This window comes from Streptomyces sp. Y309 (genome assembly GCF_056712025.1).
The window spans coordinates 9,170,355-9,190,928 of record NZ_CM160048.1 but is presented as its reverse complement, the minus strand read 5'-3'; the positions used below and the strand labels follow the sequence as shown (position 1 = coordinate 9,190,928).

General features: G+C 75.4%; 1 protein-coding gene. It reads right to left on the bottom strand.

Features of this window, described 5'->3' with window-relative positions:
- Positions 1-19: 19 nt before the first annotated feature.
- The gene (locus tag AC0KTA_RS38550) at positions 20-20,566 is read right to left on the bottom strand and encodes a non-ribosomal peptide synthase/polyketide synthase (RefSeq protein ID WP_481052847.1); all 20,547 of its coding nucleotides are present in this window, start codon (positions 20,564-20,566) and stop codon (positions 20-22) included.
- Positions 20,567-20,574 lie beyond the last annotated feature (8 nt).

The window sequence follows — 20,574 nt, the reverse complement described above, 5'->3', positions numbered from 1 at the left end:
ATCCCGGGGCGGGGCGGCCTCATCGGCGGGCCCGGGCGGGGCCGGCCGCGCTGCCCCGGGCGTGTGCTGCCAAGTGCCGCAGGGCGGTGGCGAACTCGTCGGCCACGCGGCGTACGGTCTCCGTGTCGTGCAGGCCGGGGCGGTGGTGCCAGGTGAAGGCGAGGCGGCCGTCCTGCACCGCGCCCACCACCTCCAGAGGGTGCGAGCCGCTGTCCCGGGGGTCGTGGTCCTGTCCGAACGAGCCGTGCTCGGCGCGCACCAGAGAGCCTTCGGGCGCGGTCGGGCGCGCGTCCCACTGGCCGAGGTAGTTGAACACCACCTGCCCGTGCGCCGCCGCACCCAGCTGCTCGCGCACTTCGGGCGGGCCGAAGGTGCGCAGCGCGCCGAAGCCGAGTCCGTTGCCGGGGACGGTGCGCAGTTGGCGGCGTACGGACTTCACCAGGGTCCGCCAGTCGCGGGACGGGCCGAGGTCGTCCGGCTCTGCCACCTGGAGGGCGACCGGGTGGACGGTGGTGAACCAGCCCACGGTGCGGGAGAGGTCGACGTCGTCGATCACGTCCTCGCGCCCGTGTCCTTCCAGGTCGAGGCGGACCCGGTCGCCGCCGGTCCAGCGGGCGAGGGCCAGGGCGAGCGCGGCCAGCAGGACGTCGTTGACGCGGGTGCGGTACGCGGTCGGTGCCGACCGCAGCAGGGCCGTGGTGTCCTCCTCGCCGAGCTCCACGGTGAGGGTGCGGGTCTCGCCCTCGTCCGGTTCCTGCCGGTCGGCGGGCGGCAGCGGCTCGGCGGTCACCGCTTGCTGCCAGTACGGCAGTTCGTGGTCGAGGCCGCCCTCGGCGACGTGGGCGGCGAGCCGCCGGGACCAGTCCCGGAAGGAGGTGCTGCGCTCCCCCAGGGCGATGGGCTCCCCCTGGACGGCCTGGTGGTAGGCGGCCTCCAGGTCGTCGCGGATGATCCGCCAGGACACGGCGTCCACGACCAGGTGGTGGGCCACCAGGAGGAGGTAGACCGGGCGGTCCGCGTCACCGGTGAACAGGGCCGCTCGCAGCAGCGGGCCGCGGCCGAGGTCGAAGCCGGTGTGCAGGTCGTCGGCGGCCTTCTCCATGGCCGCGTCGGCCTCCTCGGCAGACAGACCCGACAGGTCGCACCGGACCGGCATGCCCTCGTCCCCGGCACCGTCGGCCGGCGGCGGGTTGAACTGGTGCCAGCCGTCGGCGTCGTGGGTGAAGCGCATGCGCAGGGCGTCGTGGTGCTCCAGCAGGGCGCCCAGGGCGGCGCGCAGCGCCGTCGGGTCGGGCGCGGCGTGCAGTTCCAGGAGCGCCGACTGGTTGAAGTGGTGGTGGCCCGCGCGCGGAGTGGTCAGGAACCACTCCTGGATGGGGGTGAGCGGTACGTCGCCGGTCACCGGGCCGTCCTCGGAGCGCTGAGGCGCGGTGCGCACGACGGTGGCGAGTTCGGCCACGGTCTGGTGGGTGAACAGGTCGCGGGTGGCCAGGTGCAGGCCTTCGCGGCGCAGTCGCGACACCACCTGCATGCTCAGGATCGAGTCGCCTCCGAGGTGGAAGAAGTTGTCGTACGCGCCGACGCCGTCGACGCCCAGGACGTCGCCCCAGATGCGGGCGATGTCGCGTTCGGTGTCCGTGCGCGGCGCGGTGTGCGCGCCGGTGCCGGTGTGGGCGAGGCCGGGTTCGGGCAGGGCACGGCGGTCCGTCTTGCCGTTCGGGGTGAGCGGCAGTCGGTCCAGCGGCACGAACACGGACGGGACCATGTGCGGCGGGAGCAGCCCGGCCAGGTGGTCCCGCAGGTCGGCGAGGGGCAGGCTCTCGGGTTCCGGGTCGGCGGGGACGACGTACGCCACGAGGCGGGCGTGGTCGTCGGCCGCGCCCTGGCCGTTCGGGCCCGCCGAGCCGTTCGGGCCGTCGGTGTCCTCACCCGCCGGCTCCGCCGCGTCCTCCCGGCGCGGAGCCGTGCGGACGACGACCACCGCGTCCCGCACCCGCGGAGAACCGCGCAGCGCGCTCTCGATCTCGCCGGGTTCGATGCGGAAGCCGCGCAGCTTGATCTGGTCGTCGGCCCGTCCGGCGAACCGCAGTTGGCCGTCCGCCCCCCACAGGACCAGGTCGCCAGTGCGGTACATCCGCTCGCCCGGCCCGCCGAACGGGTCGGCCAGGAACCGCTGCGCGGTCAGACCCGGCCGGTTCAGATAGCCCCGGGCAAGGCCGGGACCCGCCACGTACAACTCCCCGGTCACGCCCGGCGGGACGGGCCGCAGGGCCGCGTCCAGGACGTACACGCGCGTGGCACCGGCCGGGCGGCCGATCGGCGGGGCGGCCGCGCCGGGGCTCAGCGGCCCCGTCCAGGTGGCGACCACCGTGGCCTCCGTCGGCCCGTACGAGTTGATCATCCGGCGTCCGGACGCCCACCGCGCCACGAGGTCGGGCGGACAGGCCTCGGCTCCCACGATCAGGGTGCGCAGCTCCGGCAGCGATCCGGCCGTGCCCGGATCCACGGTGGCCAGTGCCGCGGGCGGGATGAGGGTGTGGCTGATACGCCGTTCGGCGAGGACCTCGGCGAGGCGCTCGCCGACCAGCGGTCCCTCCTCGCCCGTCACCAGCGTCGCCCCGCTGAGCAGCGAGCAGCACAATTCCAGGACGGAGGCGTCGAAGCTGGGCGAGGCGAACTGCAGCACCCGGTCGCCCGGGCCGACGGCGTACTGCTCCGCGGCGGCCTCCGCGAAGCCCGCGAGACCGTGATGCGGAACGACCACGCCCTTCGGGGTGCCGGTGGACCCGGAGGTGTAGATGACGTACGCCGGGTGGGCGGGCGTCAGGGCAGCCGTGCGGTCGGTGTCCGTGGGGGCGCTGTCCGGGCCGTCCTGCACCCATACGTCCGCCGGGTCGTCCAGGACCAGCGTCGCGTCCGCGTCGCGCACCATGAACTCCCGCCGGGGCGCGGGGTAGTTCGGGTCGACCGGCAGGAAGGCGCCGCCCGCCTTGGCGACGGCGAGCTGCGCGACGACGCTTTCGCACGCGCGCGGGAGGGCGAGGGCGACGATCCGTTCGGGGCCGACGCCTTGGCCGATGAGCCGGTGGGCGAGCCGGTTGGCGGCGCGGTCCACCTCGGCGTACGTCCACTGCCGGACGCCCTCCACCAGAGCCACGGCGTCCGGCGTGCGCGCCGCCTGCCGCTCGAACAGGTCCGGCAGGGTCGCCGCCCGCACCGTCCCGGATGTGCCGCGTCCCTGGTCGAGCAGGGACTTCAGCTCCGCGTCGCCGGCCAGCGGCAGGGCGCCGAGGGGGCGGTGCGGGTCGTCGGCGACGGCGGTCAGGAGGGTGCCGAGCTGGTCGGCCATCCGCTCGGCGGTGACCGTGTCGAAGAGGTCGGTGTTGTACGTGAGCGCGCCGTGCAGGGCTCCGGAGTCCGTCTCGGCGAACTCCATGGTGAGGTCGAACGCCGCGTGCCGGAGCTCCGACTCGACGTCCTCGACGTGCAGGCCGGGCAGGTCCAGGTCGGCGGCCGGGGTGTTCTGCAGGACGACCATGACCTGGAACAGCGGGGTGCGGCTGGTGTCGCGGGCCGGCTGCACCTCGTCGACGACCTGCTCGAACGGCACGTCCTGGTGGGCGAAGGCGTCCTGGACCGTCTGCCGGACGCCGTCGAGGAAGGCGGGGAAGGGCTGGTCGGCGTCGACGTGGGAGCGCAGGACCAGGGTGTTGACGAAGAACCCGATGAGGTGCTGGACCTCGGCGCGGTCACGGCCCGAGGTGACGGTGCCGACGGCGATGTCACGGCCGCCCGACACCTTGGCGAGGAACGTCTGCGCCGCGGCGACGAGCGTCGTGAACAGGGTGGTGCCCCGCTCCCTGCCGACCCGGGCGAGGCGTCGCGCCGTGTCGGGCGGCAGGACGAGACGGGCGGTCGCTCCGTTGCGGGTGCGCACGGGCGGACGGGGCCGGTCCGTGGGCAGGTCCAGGGGTTCGGTGTCGGCCAGCTGCTCCTTCCAGTACGCGAGCTGCGCGTCGGCGCCGGGCGCGGTGCGCTGCCAGTGGGCGTAGTCGGCGTACTGCACCGGCAGCGGCGGCAGTTCGCCGGCGGTGCCGTCCAGCGCGGTCCGGTAGAAGTGGGCGAGGTCGCCGGTGAGCACGGCGGTGGACCAGCCGTCGGTGACGATGTGGTGCAGGGTCAGGGTCAGGACGTGCTCGTCGTCGGCGAGCCGCACCAGGCCGACGCGCAGCAGCGGGCCGCGGCGCAGGTCGAACGGGCGGGCCCGCTCGGCCGCCAGCAGCTCGTCGAGCCGCGCCGCGCGCTCCTCGCCGGGCAGCCCGGACAGGTCCTGCAGCGGCAGCGGCACCTCGTGCGGCGGGTGGACGATCTGCACTCCGTGGCCGTCCACCGCGTCGAAGGTGGTGCGCAGCGATTCGTGCCGCGCCACCAGGCCGCGCAGCGCCGTGGCGAGGGCGCTGGTGTCGAGGTGGCCGCGCAGGCGCAGGGCGAGCGAGGTGACGTATTCGGCACCTCCGGGTGCGAACTCCTCCAGGAACCACATGCGTTGCTGTGCGTACGACATCGGGGCCGTGGCGTCGCGCTCGACGGGGACGACGGCGGGACGCGCCTCGCCGGTGGCCCGGTGGTCGCGGAGCAGCGCGGCGAGCGCGCCCGGCGTCGGGTGGGCGAACACCTCGCGCGGCGACACGTCGGTCCCGAACTCCTCGGCGAGGCGGGAGGCGAGCCGGATGCTGAGGATCGAGTCGCCGCCCAGGCGGAAGAAGTCGTCCTCCATGCCAGGTCGGTCGATGCCCAGCACGTCCGCGAAGATCTCCGCGGTGCGGCGTTCGGCGTCGGTGCGGGGTTCGGTCCGGGTGCCGGGCTCCGAGCCGGTCTCCGGGTCCGGAGCCGGGAGCGCCGCCCGGTCCACCTTGCCGTTGGCGCTGAGCGGGAGCGCCGTCAGGGGCACGAACGCGGACGGGACGAGGTAGTCGGGCAGCACTCGGAGGGCGTACTCCCGCAGTCCGGCCAGGTCGTCGCAGGCGGGGCCGACGACGTAGGCGACGAGGCGCCGGGCGCCGGACCGGTCCTCGCGGGCCACCACGGCCACGTCCCCGACGCCCGGGTGGCCGGCGAGGGCGGCCTCCGCCTCGCCGGGCTCGACCCGGAACCCGCGGATCTTCACCTGGTCGTCGGCGCGGCCCAGGAACTCGACCGTGCCGTCCGGTCGCCGCCGGGCCACATCGCCGGTGCGGTACATCCGGGTGCCGGGCGGCCCGTAGGGGTCGGCGAGGAACCGGGCCGCGGTGTCACCGGGGCGGCCCAGGTAGCCGCGCGCCAGGCCTTCGCCCGCCACGAACAACTCGCCCGCGCAGCCCGGCGGTACGGGCCGCAGGCGGGCGTCGAGCACGTGGACGCGCATGTCGTCCAGCGGGCGGCCGATGGGCACGGTGTCGGGCACGGCCGTGGCGTCCGCCAGGGCGTGGGACGTGGCGAAGGTCGTGGTCTCGGTCGGGCCGTAGCCGTCCACGACGGTCAGTCCGGGGCAGGCGGCGAGGACCCGGCGCACGGCGGCCGCGGGGACCACGTCACCGCCGGTCCACACCTGCCGCAGGCCCGCGAAGCAGTCCGGGGCGTCCTGGGCGAGGAGCCGGAACAGACCGGCCGTCAGCCACAGCGCGGTCAGTCCGTGACGGCCGCCTCCGGTTCCTGTGCCGGAGGCGGAGTCGGGCCTGGCCCCGGTGCCGGGATCGGCACCAGCTTCGGCATCGGCATCGGGTCGGGCGAGCCGCCGCAGCAGGGCCGCGTCCACCGTCTCGCCCGGGGCCACGACGACGCAGCCGCCGGTCAGCAGCGGCGCCCACACCTCGAAGGTGGCGGCGTCGAACGCGACCGGTGAGTGCAGCAGGACGCGGGCGCAGACGCCGTCGGCGAAGCGGCCGTCGGTGGCGAGGGATGCCACGTCGCGGTGGCGCACGGCCACGGCCTTCGGCTCGCCGGTGGAGCCGGAGGTGAACATCACGTAGGCGAGGCGGTCGGGGTCCGCCGCCGGTGCCGTGAGCGTCCCGCCGGGGGCGGTGTGCGCGGCGGTGACGTCGGCGGCGGTGAGCCGTGCCGTGACGCCCGCGCGGTCGAGCAGGCTGCGGCGGCGTTCCTCGGGGGCCCGGGTGTCGACGGGCACGTAGGCTCCGCCCGCCTTCAGGACCGCGAGCTGCGCCACCACGAGTTCGGCGGAGCGGTCCATCAGGAGGGCCACGCGGTCCTCCGGCCGCAGGCCGTCGGCGAGCAGCCGGGATGCCACGCGGTCGGACCAGGCATCGAGTTGACGGTACGTCACCTCGCGGCCGTCGCCGTCCAGGGCGACCGCGCCTGGGGCGCGGCGGGCCTGCTCGGCGAACAGGTCCACAGGGCTGCGCGGCGGCACCTGCCGGGCGGTGGTGTTCCACCGGCGCAGCAGGTCCCGGTCGTCCGCGGTGAGCAGGTCGAGGTCGTCGGCCGTACCGGACATCCCCTCGGCGAGCCGGGTGAGGAGCGCGGCGAGCCGGGTCGCCGCGCGTGCCACGGTGGCGCGGTCGAAGAGGGCCGCGTCGTAGGCCAGGTCGAAGCCGAGCCGGTCGCTCAGGTGGGCGCGCAGGCACAGCGGGAACGTCGTGGCGTCGTCGGCGTGCACCTCCTCCACGCCCACTCCGGTACGGGCGGTGGCCGACTCGTCGACGGGATAGTTCTCGAACACCACCATGCTGTCGAACAGGGCCTGGCCCGCCGGGACATCGCTGAGAGCCTGGATACGGGACAGGGCCATGAAGTCGTGGCGCCGGGCGTCGCTCTGCTCCTCCTGCAGGCCGCGCAGCCAGGACAGCACGCTGCCGGAGGGCACCCGCACGCGCGTCGGCACGGTGTTGATGAACATGCCCACCATGGACTCCACGCCGGGCAGTTCGGCCGGGCGGCCCGACACGATGGTGCCGAACACCACGTCGCGGCGGCCGCTGTAGCGGGCGAGCAACAGCGCCCAGGCCCCCTGCACCACGGTGTTGACGGTCAGCCCGGCGTGGGCGGCCGTCTCCCGCAGCCGCCGCGACACGGCCGCGTCCAGCTCGTGGTGGACGGCTTCCCCCGAGCGGGCGCGGTGGGCCTCGGCGGGCGCGCGGTCGTACGGCAGCGGTGTCGCGGCCGGGAAGCCGGCGAGCGAGTCGGCCCAGAACTGTTCGGCCGCGCCCTCGTCCTGGTCGCGCAGCCACCGTACGAAGTCCGCGAACGGCCGGCGCAGCGGCGGTGCCGCGTCCGTGCCGCCGGTGAGCGCGGCGTAGCGCTCGCACACCTCGGTGAGGAGCTGTCCGGTGCTCCATCCGTCGAGAATCAGGTGATGCGAGGACCACAGCAGCAGGACTTCGTCGCCGGGCAGGGCGGCGAGTGTGATCCGGGTGAGGGGCGCGGCGGTCAGTTCCATGCCCGCGGCGCGGTCCTCGGCGAGCAGCCGCTCCGTGGCGACGGCGCGCTGCTCGGGCGTCAGGTCGCGCCAGTCGAGGTGGGTGACGGGCAGGTCGGCGTAGCGGTGCACCACCTGCACCGGGTGCGGCAGTTGCCGCCAGTGGACGCTGGTGCGCAGCGCCGGGGTGCGGTCGGCCACCTGCTGCCAGGCGTGCGCGAACGCGTGCGGGTCGGTCACGCCGGACAGCCGTACCGCGGTCCGGTCGAAGTACGCGCCCGCGTCGTCGACCAGGCCGTGGAAGAGCATCCCGGACTGCAGGGGCGTCAGGGGCAGCACGTCCGCCACCTGTCGGCCGTCGCCCACCAGCCGGTCCACCTGCTCCTGGGTGAGGCCGGCGAGCGGGAAGTCGGACGGTGTGCGGCCGCCGGCGTCCGGCCGGGCGCAGTGCGCCACGATGTCGCGCAGCGCGGCACATGTCTCCTCGGCGAGGCGGCGGACGGTGGACTCGTCGTACACGGCACTCGGGTAGGTCAGGCCGAGTTCGAGCCGGCCGTCCTGGACGACGCCGGTGAGGTCCAGGAGGTAGGGGCGGGGTTCGTCGGGGTCGGTGTCGCGCCCCGCCGGCGGGAGCGAGCCACCGTACAGACCACCGTCGGCGCCGCCACCGGTGCCCGTGTCCCACTGCCCGTGGTAGTTGAACCCGACCTGCGGCACCGGGGTGTCGGCGAGCGGACTGTCCGGAAGGAGTCGGCGCAGGGCCTGGTGGCTGAGGCCGCGGTGCGGGACCGCGCGCAGCTGTTCCTTGACGGACCGCAGGGTGGTGCGCCATCCCGCGTCCGGGTCGACGGTCAGGGCGAGGGGGTACTCGGCGGTGAACCAGCCGACGGTCCGGGACAGGTCGATGTCGCCGGGGTCGTCTGCGTCGATGCGGTCGCCGGAACCGCCGAGGGCGTCGGGGCCTGCACCGGCGCTGTCGTCGTGCCCGTCGAAGAGGTCCTCGCGGCCGTGCCCCTCCACCCCGATGAGCACGGTGTCGTGGGCGCACCAGCGGGCCAGGGTGCGGGCGAGGGCGCTGAGCAGCACGTCGTCGACCTGGGTGCGGTAGACGTCGGGGACCTGGCGCAGCAGCGCCTCGGTCTCGTCGGCTGTCAGCGTGACGGTGACGGTGGCGGCGGTGCCGTGGGTGTTGGGGCCGGGGCGGCCCGCGGGCAGGGCGGCCGGCACCGCGGGACGCGTCCAGTAGGCCAGGTCCGCGTCCAGGCCGCCGGAGCGGGTGTGCCGGTCGAGCAGGGCGGCCCACCGGCCGTAGCCGGTGCCCACCGGGGGCAGCGCGACGGTCCGGCCCGCCGTCGCGGCGCGGTGGGCGGCCTCCAGGTCCGCGAGCAGGATGCGCCAGGACACGCCGTCCATCACCAAGTGGTGCACGGTGACGAGGAGTTGGGCGCTCCGGCCGGGACCGCGGTCGAAGAGCAGGACGCGCACGACCCGGCCCTCGGTGGGATCGAGGGCGGCCTGGGCGGCCTCCGCCGTCCGCTGCACCTCGGCCTCCAGGCCGGGTCCGTCCAGGTCTGTCACGTCGTGGTGGGTGACGAGTCCGTCGGGGGGTTCCGGCAGGACTTCCTGGCGCCAGCCGTCGCCGGTGCGGCGGAAGCGGGTGCGCAGGGCGGCGTGGTGGCGTACGACGGCGTCCGCGGCCTCCCTCAGGGCGGACAGGTCGGTGTCCGGGGCCAGTTCGAGGCGCTGGGTCATGGTGAAGCGCAGCGGGTCGTCGGGGCGGCGGCCGTCGAGGTACCAGCGCTGGATGGGCGTGAGCGGCGCCTCGGCGGGCTCGGTGCCGTCCGCCGCCCGGGCCCGGGGTGCCGCTTCCCTTGCGCACAGGGCGAGTTCGGCGACCGTGCGGTGCCGGAAGACGTCCTTGGTGGACAGGGCGAGTCCGGCCTGCCGGGCGCGGGACACGATCTGGATGCTGAGGATCGAGTCGCCGCCGAGCGTGAAGAAGTCGTCGCGCGCGCCCACCCGTTCGACGCCGAGGACCTCGGCCCAGATCGCGGCCAGGCGCTCCTCGTTGCCGGGGCGCGGCGCCACGTACGACGTCGTGCTGTCGGGCTGTGCGGGCGGGGCGGGCAGCGCGCGCCGGTCGGTCTTGCCGCTGCTGGTCCGCGGGATCTTCGCCAGCGGCACGAAGGCCGCGGGCACCATGTGGTCGGGCAAGGTCCGCCGCAGCCGTACGCGCAGGTCGTCGGCCGTCGGGGTGCGCTCGCCCGCGGGCACCAGGTAGGCCACGAGCATGACGCGGCCCGCGTGTTCGCGGGCCGTCACCACGGCCTCGGCGACGTCCGGGGCGGCGAGGAGCGCGGCCTCCACCTCGCCGGGCTCGACGCGGAAGCCGCGGATCTTGACCTGTTCGTCGGCCCGGCCCAGGAATTCGAGCAGGCCCTGGGCGTCCCAGCGGGCACGGTCTCCGGTGCGGTACATCCGCTCCCCCGGACCGCCGAACGGGTCGGCGAGGAAGCGGGCGGCGGTCAGGCCGGGCCGGTTCAGATACCCCCGGGCCACCTGCGCACCGGCCAGATACAGCTCGCCCGGCACGCCGGGCGGCACCGGGCGCAGCGCGCCGTCGAGGACGTAGGCGCGCAGTCCGCGTCCGGGGCGGCCGATGACGGGGTGCCCGGGCTGTGCGGCGCAGCGGCCGTAGACGGCGTCGACGGTGCACTCGGTGGGCCCGTACATGTTGTACGCGGTCACACCGAGGTCCTGCGCCGCGCACAGTTCGCGCCAGGTGTCGGTGCCGACGGCCTCGCCGCCCACCAGGAGTACGCGCGGGTGGTGGCGGCCGGGGGCGAGGAGCCCGGCGGCGGTCAGTTCGCGCAGGAAGGACGGGGTGACGTTCACCAAGTCCAGTTCGCTGTCGGCGACTTGGGCGCAGAATGCCTCCGGGTCCAGGCGTACGTCCTCGTCGACGAGGTGCACCTCTTGGCCGAGGGCGAGCAGCAGCGGCCCTTCCCAGGAGGTGTCGAAGGAGAAGGAGGCGCTGAGCGCGGCCTTCAGGCGCCGCCCGTCGGCGGTGTGCGGGGCGACGAGCCCCTTGCGGTGGTCGTGGCAGAGGTTGACCAGGTGCCGGTGCTCCACGAGGACGCCCTTGGGCCGCCCGGTGGAGCCGGAGGTGTAGATGATGTACGCGCCGTGGCCGGGGCGCAGCGGTGCCAGGCGGTCGGCGTCGGTCGGGTCGTGCGCGGGCATCCGGTCCCAGGGCACCTCGCGCAGGGTCTCGGCCGTCAGGAGCGTGCGCGGGGCGGTGTCCGCGAGGAGGAATGCCTCGCGCTCCTCGGGCAGGTCGGGGTCGAGGCAGAGCAGGGTGCCGCCCGCCTTCAGGACGGCGAAGAGGGTCACGAACAGGTCGGTGGTGCGCGGCAGTCGGACCGCGACGACCTCCTCGGGGCCGACGCCGAGGGTGATCAGGTGGTGGGCGAGGCGGTTGGCGCGGTCGTTGAGGGCCGCGTAGTCGAGCGTGGCGTCGCGGCCCACGAGGGCGGTGGCGTGCGGGGTGCGTGCCGCCTGTGCTGCGAACAGGGCCGGGAAGGCGGTGTCTGCCGCGGGCAGCCGGTCGCCCTGCCACTCCTCCAGGACCTGACGCCGCTCGGCTGCGGTCATCAGCGGCAGCGCGCCGACCTCCCGCTCCGGGTCGTCGGCGGCGGCTTCGAGGAGCAGCGTGAGGCGCGCGGCCAGGCGTTCGGCGGTGTCCGCGTCGAACAGGCCGGTGTTGTACTCCAGGTGGCCGGTGACGCCCCCGTCGTGCTCGACGAAGTCGAAGGCGAGGTCGAAGGTGGCGTTGCGCACCGGCGGTGTCACGGGCTCGACGTCCAGGCCGGGCATGCGGGGTGTCTCCGCGCCCAGGTTGTGCAGGGCCACCATGACCTGGAACAGCGGTGTGCGGCTGGTGTCCCGCTCGGGCTCCAGGGCGTCCACGAGCCGCTCGAAGGGCACTTCCTGGTGGGCGGACGCGTCCAGGACGGTGGTGCGCGCCTCGCCGAGCAGCTCGCGGAACGACGCGTCGGGGCGGACCCGGCCGCGCAGCACGAGGGTGTTGACGAACATGCCGACGACGTCGTCGAGTTCGGGCCGCTCGCGGCCCGCGGTCACGGTGCCGACGGCGACGTCCTCCTGGCCGGCCCAGCGGGCGAGCAGGACCTGACAGGCCGTGAGGAGCGTCATGTAGAGGGTGGCGTCGGCGCTGCGGCCCGTCGCGCGCAGCCTCGCGGTGAGCTCGGCGGGCAGCCGGAAGGTCACCAGGGCGCCGTCGCGGGTGCGCACGGCGGGGCGCGGCCGGTCGGTGGGCAGCTCCAGCGGTTCGAGGTCGGCCAATACCCCGCGCCAGTGGGCGAGTTGTTCGTCGGCGATGTCGGTGCGGGCGCGCTGCCAGGCGGCGTAGTCGGTGTACCGCACGGGCAGTTCCGGCAGCTCGGGGGCGCGCTGCTCCAGGGCCGCCGCGTACAGCTCGCCGAGGTCGCGGCCGAGGACGGCGCCGGACCAGCCGTCGGTGACGATGTGGTGGACGGCGAGGACCAGCACGTGCTCGTCGTCGGCCAGGCGGACGAGCCGGGCGCGCAGCAGCGGCCCGGCGGACAGGTCGAAGGGGGTCGCGGCGGCGCGGTTGAGGACGGCGTCCAGTTGTGCCGCCTGGTCGGCGCCCGGCAGGACGTCGAGGGGCAGCTCCACCGCGTACGGCGGATGGACGACCTGCCGGGCCCGGCCGTCGTCCTCGGCGAAGGTGGTGCGCAGCGCCTCGTGCCGGGCCACCAGGCCGTCCAGGGCCGCGCGCAGGGCGGCCGCGTCGAGGGATCCGCGCAGGCGCAGCACGGACAGCGTCGTGTACTCGGTGCTGCCCGGTTCGAAGCGGTCGAGGAACCACAGGCGCTGCTGGGCGTACGACAATGGCGCCGGGATGCCGGGATCCGCGGCCGGGATGAGGTCGGCCCCGGCGCCCCCGTCGGCCACCGGGTCGCCGAGCGCGGCGGCCAGGGCGGACAGCGTGGCGTGGGTGAACAGCAGCCGCGGTGAGACGTCCGTGCCGAAGGCCGTGCGCAGCCGGGAGGTGACGCGCACGGCGAGGATGGAGTCGCCGCCGAGCGCGAAGAAGTCGTCGTCGGCGCCGACGGTGTCGGTGTCGAGCACGTCCGTCCAGGCGGCGGCGGCCGCGCGTTCCGCGGGGGTGCGCGGCGGGGTGCGGTCGGTGCCGACGGCGAAGCCGTCGGGGCCGGGTGCGGGCAGCGCGCGCCGGTCGAGCTTGCCGTTGACGGTGAGCGGCAGGGCCGCGAGCGGTACGTAGGCCGCGGGGACCATGTGGGCGGGCAGCAGGCGCTCCAGGTGGGCGCGCAGGTCTGCGGCGGACGGCGCGGCGGGCTCCGCGCAGGCGGGCTCGCCGCCGGGACCGCTGCCGCCGGGACCGGCATCCGGACCGGCGCCCGGATCGGCGCCCGGACCACTGCTGCCGCGCGTGCCGGTGTCGCCGGAAGCACCGTCCGCGTCCGTTCCGGGGTCGTTCCCCGTCCCGACGACGTGGGCGACCAGGCGCCGGGTCCCGGAGGCGTCCTCGTACACGCCGACCGTCGCGGCGCTCACGCCCGGGTGACGGTGCAGGGCGGCCTCGATCTCGCCCGGCTCGATGCGGTAGCCGCGGATCTTCACCTGCTCGTCGGAGCGGCCCAGGAATTCCAGGGTGCCGTCGGCCCGTCGGCGCGCCCGGTCGCCGGTGCGGTACATGCGGCTGCCGGACGGCCCGGACGGGTCGGCCACGAAGCGCGTCGAGGTCAGCCCCGGCCGGCCCAGGTAGCCGCGGGCCAGGCCCTCCCCCGCCACGTACATCTCCCCGATCGCGCCGGGCGGTACGGGCGTGAGGTCGCCGTCGAGCACATGGACCCGCAGATCGGGGATGCCGGTGCCGATGGGGCTCGCGGCGCCCGTGCGCGCCGTCGCGCGGTCCAGGGGCTCGTACGTGACGTGCACGGTGGTCTCGGTGATGCCGTACATGTTGACCAGGCGCGGCGCGCTGTCGCCGTGGCGCCTGTACCAGTCGGCGAGCCGGTCGACGTCGAGGGCCTCGCCGCCGAAGACCACCGTGCGCAGCGCCAGGCGCGCGGACAGGTCGGGGTGTTCGGCGTCGGCGCGGGCCAGCGGGTGGAACGCGGACGGCGTCTGGTTGAGGACGGTGACCTGCTCGTCGACGAGCAGGCGCAGGAAGTCCTCCGGGGAGCGTGCGACGTCGTCGGGGACGACGACGAGCCGGCCGCCGTGCAGCAGCGGCCCCCACAGCTCCCACACGGAGAAGTCGAAGGCGTAGGAGTGGAACAGCGTCCACACGTCGTGCTCGTCGAAGCCGAACCAGTGCCGGGTGCGCGTGAACAGCCGTACGACGTTGGCGTGCGGCACGACCACGCCCTTGGGGCGGCCGGTGGAGCCGGAGGTGTAGATGGCGTAGGCCGGGCTCTCCGGCAGCGCGCGGCGGGCCGGTTCCGGGAGGGTGGCCGGGCGGCCGGCGAGGTCGGCGCGGACCGCCGGGTCGTCCAGGAGCAGCACGGGCACACCGGTGCCCTCGGCGGACACGGCGGCGTCGGCGGTGGTCACCAGCATCACGGGCGCCGCGTCGCCGAGCAGTTGGGCCACGCGTTCGGCGGGCAGCCGGGGGTCGACCGGCAGATAGGCGGCGCCCGACTTCAGGACGGCGAGGATCGCCACGACCAGGTCGGTGGAGCGGGGCAGGGCGAGGGCCACGAAGTGCTCGGGTCCGGCACCGGCCTCGGCGAGGCGGTGGGCGAGGCGTCCGGCCTCCCCGTCCAGCGTGGCGTAGTCGAGGCGGTCGTCCCCGCAGGTGACGGCGGTGGCGTCGGGCGTGCGGGCGGCCTGTGCCTCGAAGAGGTCCACCAAGGTGTCGGTGGGGCGGGCGTGTCCGGTGCCGTTCCCCTCGGCTTCGGTGCCGTACCCCTCGGCTCCCTCCGCGAGAGCGCGGTTCCGCTCCTCGGCGGTCGTCCAGGGCAGGGCGCGCAGCGGGCGCTCGGGGTCCGCGGCGATCTCGGCGAGCAGCAGGCACAGCCGGTCGGCGAGCGCCCGTGCCGTGCCGTCGTCGAACAGGCCGGGGTCGTAGGCGAGGTCGAAGCCGACGCGGTCGCCCTGGTAGGCGCGCAGCACGAGCGGGTAGTTGGTGGCGTCGCGCGAGGTGACGTCCGCCAGGCGCACGCCGGAGGCGGCCGTGCGGGCCTCGTCGAAGGGGTAGTTCTCGAAGGCGACCATGCTGTGGAACAGCGGGGTACCGGACGGCACGTCGCTCAGCGAGGTCAGCTCGGCCAGGGAGACCGCGGCGAACCGGCGTGACTCGGCCTGGGATTCCTGGAGTTCACGCAGCCACGCGCTCGCCGTGGCCCCGCCGTCGACCCGGACGCGGGTGGGCAGAGTGTTGATGAACATGCCCACCATGGACTCGACGCCCGGCAGGTCGTCGGGGCGGCCGGAGACCGTGGTGCCGAACACCACGTCCCGCTCGGCGCTGTAGCGGGACAGGAGCAGCGCCCAGGCGCCCTGGACCACCGTGTTGACGGTGAGCCCGGCCCGCCGGGCGGTGCGGGCCAGCGTCGCGGACACCGTGTCGGAGAGACCGGCCTTGTGGACGCCCGCGGAACGTGCCTGGTGGGCGTCGCGCAGCGGCCGGTCGACGGGCAGCGGCGTCGGCGTGGCGAAACCGGCGAGGGCCTCGCGCCAGTGCGCGCGCCCGGCGTCGGCGTCCTGCTCGGCCAGCCACCGCACATAGTCGGCGAAGGGCCGGCGCACGACCGGCTGCGGGGTGCTTCCGGTGGTGCGGGCCGCGTACTCCTCGCACACCTCGGAGAGCACCTGGGCGAGGCTCCAGCCGTCCAGGATGATGTGGTGGGAGGTCCACAGCAGGCACAGCCGCGCGTCGGACAGACGGATCAGGGTGAGGCGCATCAGCGGGGCGGCGGCGAGGTCGATGCCGCGCGCGAGGTCGTCGGAGCGGAGCCGGTCGAGGCGCTCGGACCGCTCGTCCTCCGTGAGTTCGCGCCAGTCCAGCTGGGTGACGGGCACGCGTACGTCGCGGTGTACGACCTGGAGCGGTATGGATACGTCCTCCCACACCACCGAGGTCCGCAGCGCGGGCGTCCGGTCGGTCACGCGCTGCCAGGCCGCGGCGAAGGCGCCCGGGTCGGCGACGCCCTCCAGGAGCAGGGTGGCCTGGTCGACGTACACGTCGTCGGGGCCGCCGACCAGGCGATGGAAGAGCATGCCCTCCTGAAGCGGCGTCAGCGGAAGCAGGTCCTCGACTCCGCGGCCGTCACCGGCCAGGCGGTCCACGCCCGCCTGGTCCAGGCGGGCGAGCGGGAAGTCGGAAGGGGTGCGGCCGCCGGCGTCGGGCCGCGCGCAGTGCTCGGTGATCGCGCCGAGCGCCCGGACCATGCCGTCGGCCAGGCTCCGGACGGTGTCCGCGTCGTGCGTCTGCTCGCTGTAGTGCCAGATGATCTCCAGTTCGCCGTCGGCCACCACGGCCGAGACGTCCAGGAGATGGTCCAGGGGTTCGTCGGCCGCCATGTCCCGGCCGGGCACGTCGGCAGCCGGCGCGAACTCCTGGCCGCCGGAGGTGTCCCACTGTCCGTGGTAGTTGAAGCACACCTGGGGCAGGGGCAGTTCGCGCAGCGCCCGCGCGGAGGGGTCGGGGGAACCGAGGCGGGCCAGCGCCTCGTAGCTCAGGCCGCGCCGGGGCACGGCGCGCAGCCGCTCCTTGACCGCCTTCAGGGTGGCACCCCAGTCGGGCGCGGCGGCCGGTCCGGCGGCGGTGAGGGTGACGGGGTACTGGGTGGTGAACCAGCCCACCGTGCGGGACACGTCGACCGTGTCGTCCGTGTCGTTTTCGCGGCCGTGTCCCTCCAGGGCCACGGTCACCCGCTCGGCGCCCGTCCAGTCGGCGAGGACCCGGCCGAGGGCGCTGAGCAGTACGTCGTTGACCTGGGTGCGGTAGGCGGCGGGCACCCGGCGAAGGAGCGCCTCGGTGGTGGTGCGGTCCACGCGGGTGCGGACGGTGCGCACGGATCCGGCGAGCGGGGTGGCGGTCCGGTCGACGGGCAGCGGGGTGCGGGGGGCGGCGGCCTCGGCCGTCCAGTACGGCAGGTCGTCGTCGAACTCTCCGGCGCGCACGCGGCTCGACAGGTGGGCGGCCCAGTCGGTGAACTCGGTTGTGGTGGGCTCCAGTTGGACGGGGGCGCCCGTGGCCGCCTGCCGGTAGGCCTGTTCGAGGTCGGGCAGGAGGATGCGCCAGGAGACGCTGTCCACGGCCAGGTGATGGGCGGTCAGGAACAGCTGGGGGCGCTCGCCTGCCGGGGGCAGCAGCAGGGCGGCGCGGAGCAGGGCGCCGGTGGCCGGGTCGAGGGCGGCGCGGGCGGCGTCCGCGGCGGCGGTGCGGGCCGCCGCGGGGTCGGGGGCACCGGACAGGTCGTGACGGGTGAGCGGGGCGGTGGCCGGGACGGCGCCGGGGTGCTGTTCCCAGGCCTCGCCGTTCCGGGCGAACCGGGTGCGCAGCGCCGGGTGGTGCGCGACCAGCGCGGTCAGTGACCGCTCCAGGGCCTGCTCGTCGACGTCGTGCGGCAGGTCGAGGAGCATCGACATGCTGAAGTGCCGCAGCGCGCCGTGGGTGGTGAGGAACCACTCCTGTACGGGGGTCAGCGGGGCGGGCCCTTCGGCGCGCGGCTGCCGGGGCGCGGGGACCTCGGCGGTCCTGCGGGACGCGGCGGTGGCCAGGTCGGCGACGGTCTGGTGGCGGAAGACGTCCTGCGAGGTGAGCTGGAGTCCGGCCGCGCGGGCGCGCGAGACGGCCTGGATGCTGAGGATGGAGTCGCCGCCCAGCTCGAAGAAGTTGTCCGTGACGCCGACGCGGGCGACGCCGAGGACGTCGGCCCAGATGTCGGCGAGCGTCTGCTCGTCGCCGGTGCGCGGGGCGACGAACTCCCGCTCGCGCGGGGCGGCGTCGAGGTCGGGGGCCGGCAGGGCGCGGCGGTCGAGCTTGCCGCTGGTGGTCAGGGGCAGCGCGGCGAGCAGGCTGAAGGACGAGGGCACCATGTGGTCGGGCAGGACCCTGCGGCAGGCGGCCCGCAGCTCCGACGCCTGCGGCCGGGCCGCGTCCGCCGCGGGCACGAGGTAGGCGGCGAGGCGCGCATGCCCCTGAGGGTCGGGCACCGCGACGACCGCGGCGGCGGTGATCTCCGGCAGGTCGAGGAGCGCGGCCTCGACCTCGCCCGGCTCGATGCGATGGCCGCGCACCTTCACCTGGTCGTCGGCGCGCCCGAGGTAGTCCAGGCGCCCGTCTGCCGTCCAGCGGGCCAGGTCGCCGGTGCGGTACATGCGGGTGCCGGGCGCGCCGTGGGGGTCGGCGAGGAAGCGCGCGGCGGTCAGGCCGGGCCGTCCTGCGTAGCCGCGGGCCAGTTGCTCGCCCGCGAGGTACAGCTCGCCGCCGACGCCGGGCGGCACGGGCCGCAGCCCGGCGTCGAGGACGTACGCCCGCACGTTGGGCAGCGGCCGGCCCACCAGCGGCCGGTCCTCCCCCTCGATCCGGCAGGCCAGGGCGTCGACCGTGCACTCGGTGGGGCCGTAGAAGTTGTACGCGGCCACGTCCCGGTGCGCGGCGAGCTCCCGCCACAGGGCGGGGCCGATGGCCTCACCGCCGAGCATCAGCACGCGCGGGCGGTGGCGGGGGTCGGTGAGGAGTCCGGCGGGCAGCAGCTGCCGCAGGTAGGAAGGCGTCAGGTCGAGGAAGTCGACGCGGTGTTCGACGACGTACTCGACGAGGGCGGCGGCGTCGAGCCGGGTGGTCTCGTCGACCAGGTGCAGCGGGTGGCCGTCGGCCATCAGCAGCACGCCCTCCAGCGAGGTGTCGAAGGAGAACGACGCCGTCAGCGCCACCCGCAGCGGGCCGCCGCCCGCGTCGGCGACGAAGCCCTCGCGGTGGCCGGACAGGAGGTTCGCCGCGGAGCGGTGGGACACGGCGACACCCTTGGGGCGGCCGGTGGAGCCGGAGGTGTAGATGACGTAGGCGGTGGTGTCGGGGTGGGGCGGGGTGAGGCGGGCGGGGTCCACCGAGTCGGGCTCCCCGACCTGGTCCGTCGGATCCGGCTCCCGGGCCGCGTCCGTCGCGTTCGCTTCCCCGGGCGCGTCCGTCGGGCCCGGCTCTCCGTCCGCGTCGGGCAGCGCCCGCAGTGTCTCCTCGTCGAGGACGAGGGCCGGTCGCGCGTCGTCGAGCAGGAACCGCACGCGCTCCTCGGGCAGCGCGAGGTCGAGCGGCAGGTAGCCGGCGCCGGACTTCCACACGGCGAGGATCGCCACGACCATGTCGGCGGTGCGGGGCAGGCGCAGCGCGACCAGCCGTTCGGGGCCCGCGCCCCGGTCGACGAGGTGGTGGGCGAGACGGGTGGCGCGGGCGTCGAGCGTCGCATAGTCGAGGCGCTCGCCCCCGGCGACCAGGGCGGTGGCGTGCGGGGTGCGCGCGGCCCGGCGGGCGAACAGTTCGGGGCAGGTCGTGGTGGGGACGGGGCGCGCGGTCGCGTTCCACTCGTCCGTGACGCGCCGTGCCTCGTCCTCGGAGAGCAGGGGCAGCGCGTCCAGGGGCCGGTCCGGTTCCGTGGTGGCGCCGTCGAGGAGGCGAAGGAGTTGGTCCGCCATCCGCTCGGCGGTGGCCGTGTCGAACAGGTCGGTGCGGTACTCGAGCAGTCCGGTGAGCCGGTCACCGTCCGGTACGAACTCCACGCTCAGGTCGAAGGCGGCGGCCTGGCGGGGCACGGCCACCGGGGCGACGGACAGGCTGTCCAGGGCGGGCGCCGTGGGCGGGTCCGGGTGCAGCAGGACCATGACGTCGAACAGGGGGTTGCGGCCGGCCTCGCGGGGCGCGCCGACGGCCTCCACCAGGCGTTCGAACGGTGTGTCGCCGTGCGCGAAGGCCTCGTTGACGGTGTCGGCGGTGGCGGTGAGCAGGTCGCGGAAGGAGGCGCCGGGCGCCACGGGGGTGCGCAGGACGACGGTGTGGGCGAAGAAACCCACGGCGCGTTCCAGGTCGGTGCGGGGGCGTCCGGGCGTCAGGGAGCCGACGGTGCTGTCGTCCTGCCCGGACCAGCGGGCGAGCAGGGTCTGGCAGGCGGCGACCAGGGACGTGAAGAGGGTGGTGTGCTGCGCGGTCGCCAGGGTGCGCAGCCGGGCCGTGATGTCGGCGGGCACGGTGAAGCGGTGGATCGCGCCCGCCCCGGGCTCCTCCCCGCCGCGCGGCCGGTCCAGTGGCAGCGGGGGCGGCACGGAGCCGGTCAACTGCTTCTTCCAGTAGGCGACTTGGCGTTCGATCCGCGCCCCGGAGAGCTGTTCGCGCTGCCATACCGCGAAGTCCGGGTACTGCGTCGGCACCGGCGGCAGGTCCGGCTGGGCGCCGCGGGCGAACGCGTCGTAGGCGGTGCACAGCTCATTGAGGAGCACGCCCATCGACCAGCCGTCCGTGACGATGTGATGGGCGGTCAGCATCAGGACGTGGGAGGTGTCCGACTCGCGCAGCAGAAGTGCGCGCAGCAGCGCGTCGGCGCCGAGGTCGAAGGGGCGGTCGTACTCGGCGAGGAGCGCCGCGTCCAGCACGGCGGCGCTGTCGACGGGTCTCGACGCGGCGGGGGCGTGCGCGTTCGGCGCGGCAGGGACTGGGCCGTTCGGCGCGGTCAGGTCCCGGACCGGCAGCGGCACCGGGCCCGCCGGGCGCACGGTCTGCGCGGGCCGCCCGTCGCTCTCCTCGAACGTGGTGCGCAGCGCCTCGTGCCGCGCCACCACGGTGTCGAGGGCGCGGGAAAGGGCGGTGCGGTCCAGCGGGCCGGTGAGCCGCAGGGCGACCGCGCTGTTGTAGCGGGCGTCGCCGGGGCTCAGCCGGTCGAGGAACCACAGCCGCTGCTGGGCAAAGGACAGCGGCAGCGGGCGGGAGCGGTCCGCGCGCGGGATGCCCCGCCGGGCCGCCGCGTCCGGTGCCCCGGCCCGGCCCGCCGCACCGGCGGCCCCGGCCCGTCCGGCAAGGCGGCGGCGCAGCGCCTCCTGAAGGTCCTGGGGCAGGGCCTCGGCGCGGTCACGCTTCGAAGACGTCATGGTCGTGA

What these genes read in the sequence shown, in the direction of transcription:
- AC0KTA_RS38550 (WP_481052847.1), bottom strand. Translation starts at nt 20,566, where the DNA reads ATGACGTCTTCGAAGCGTGACCGCGCCGAGGCCCTGCCCCAGGACCTT.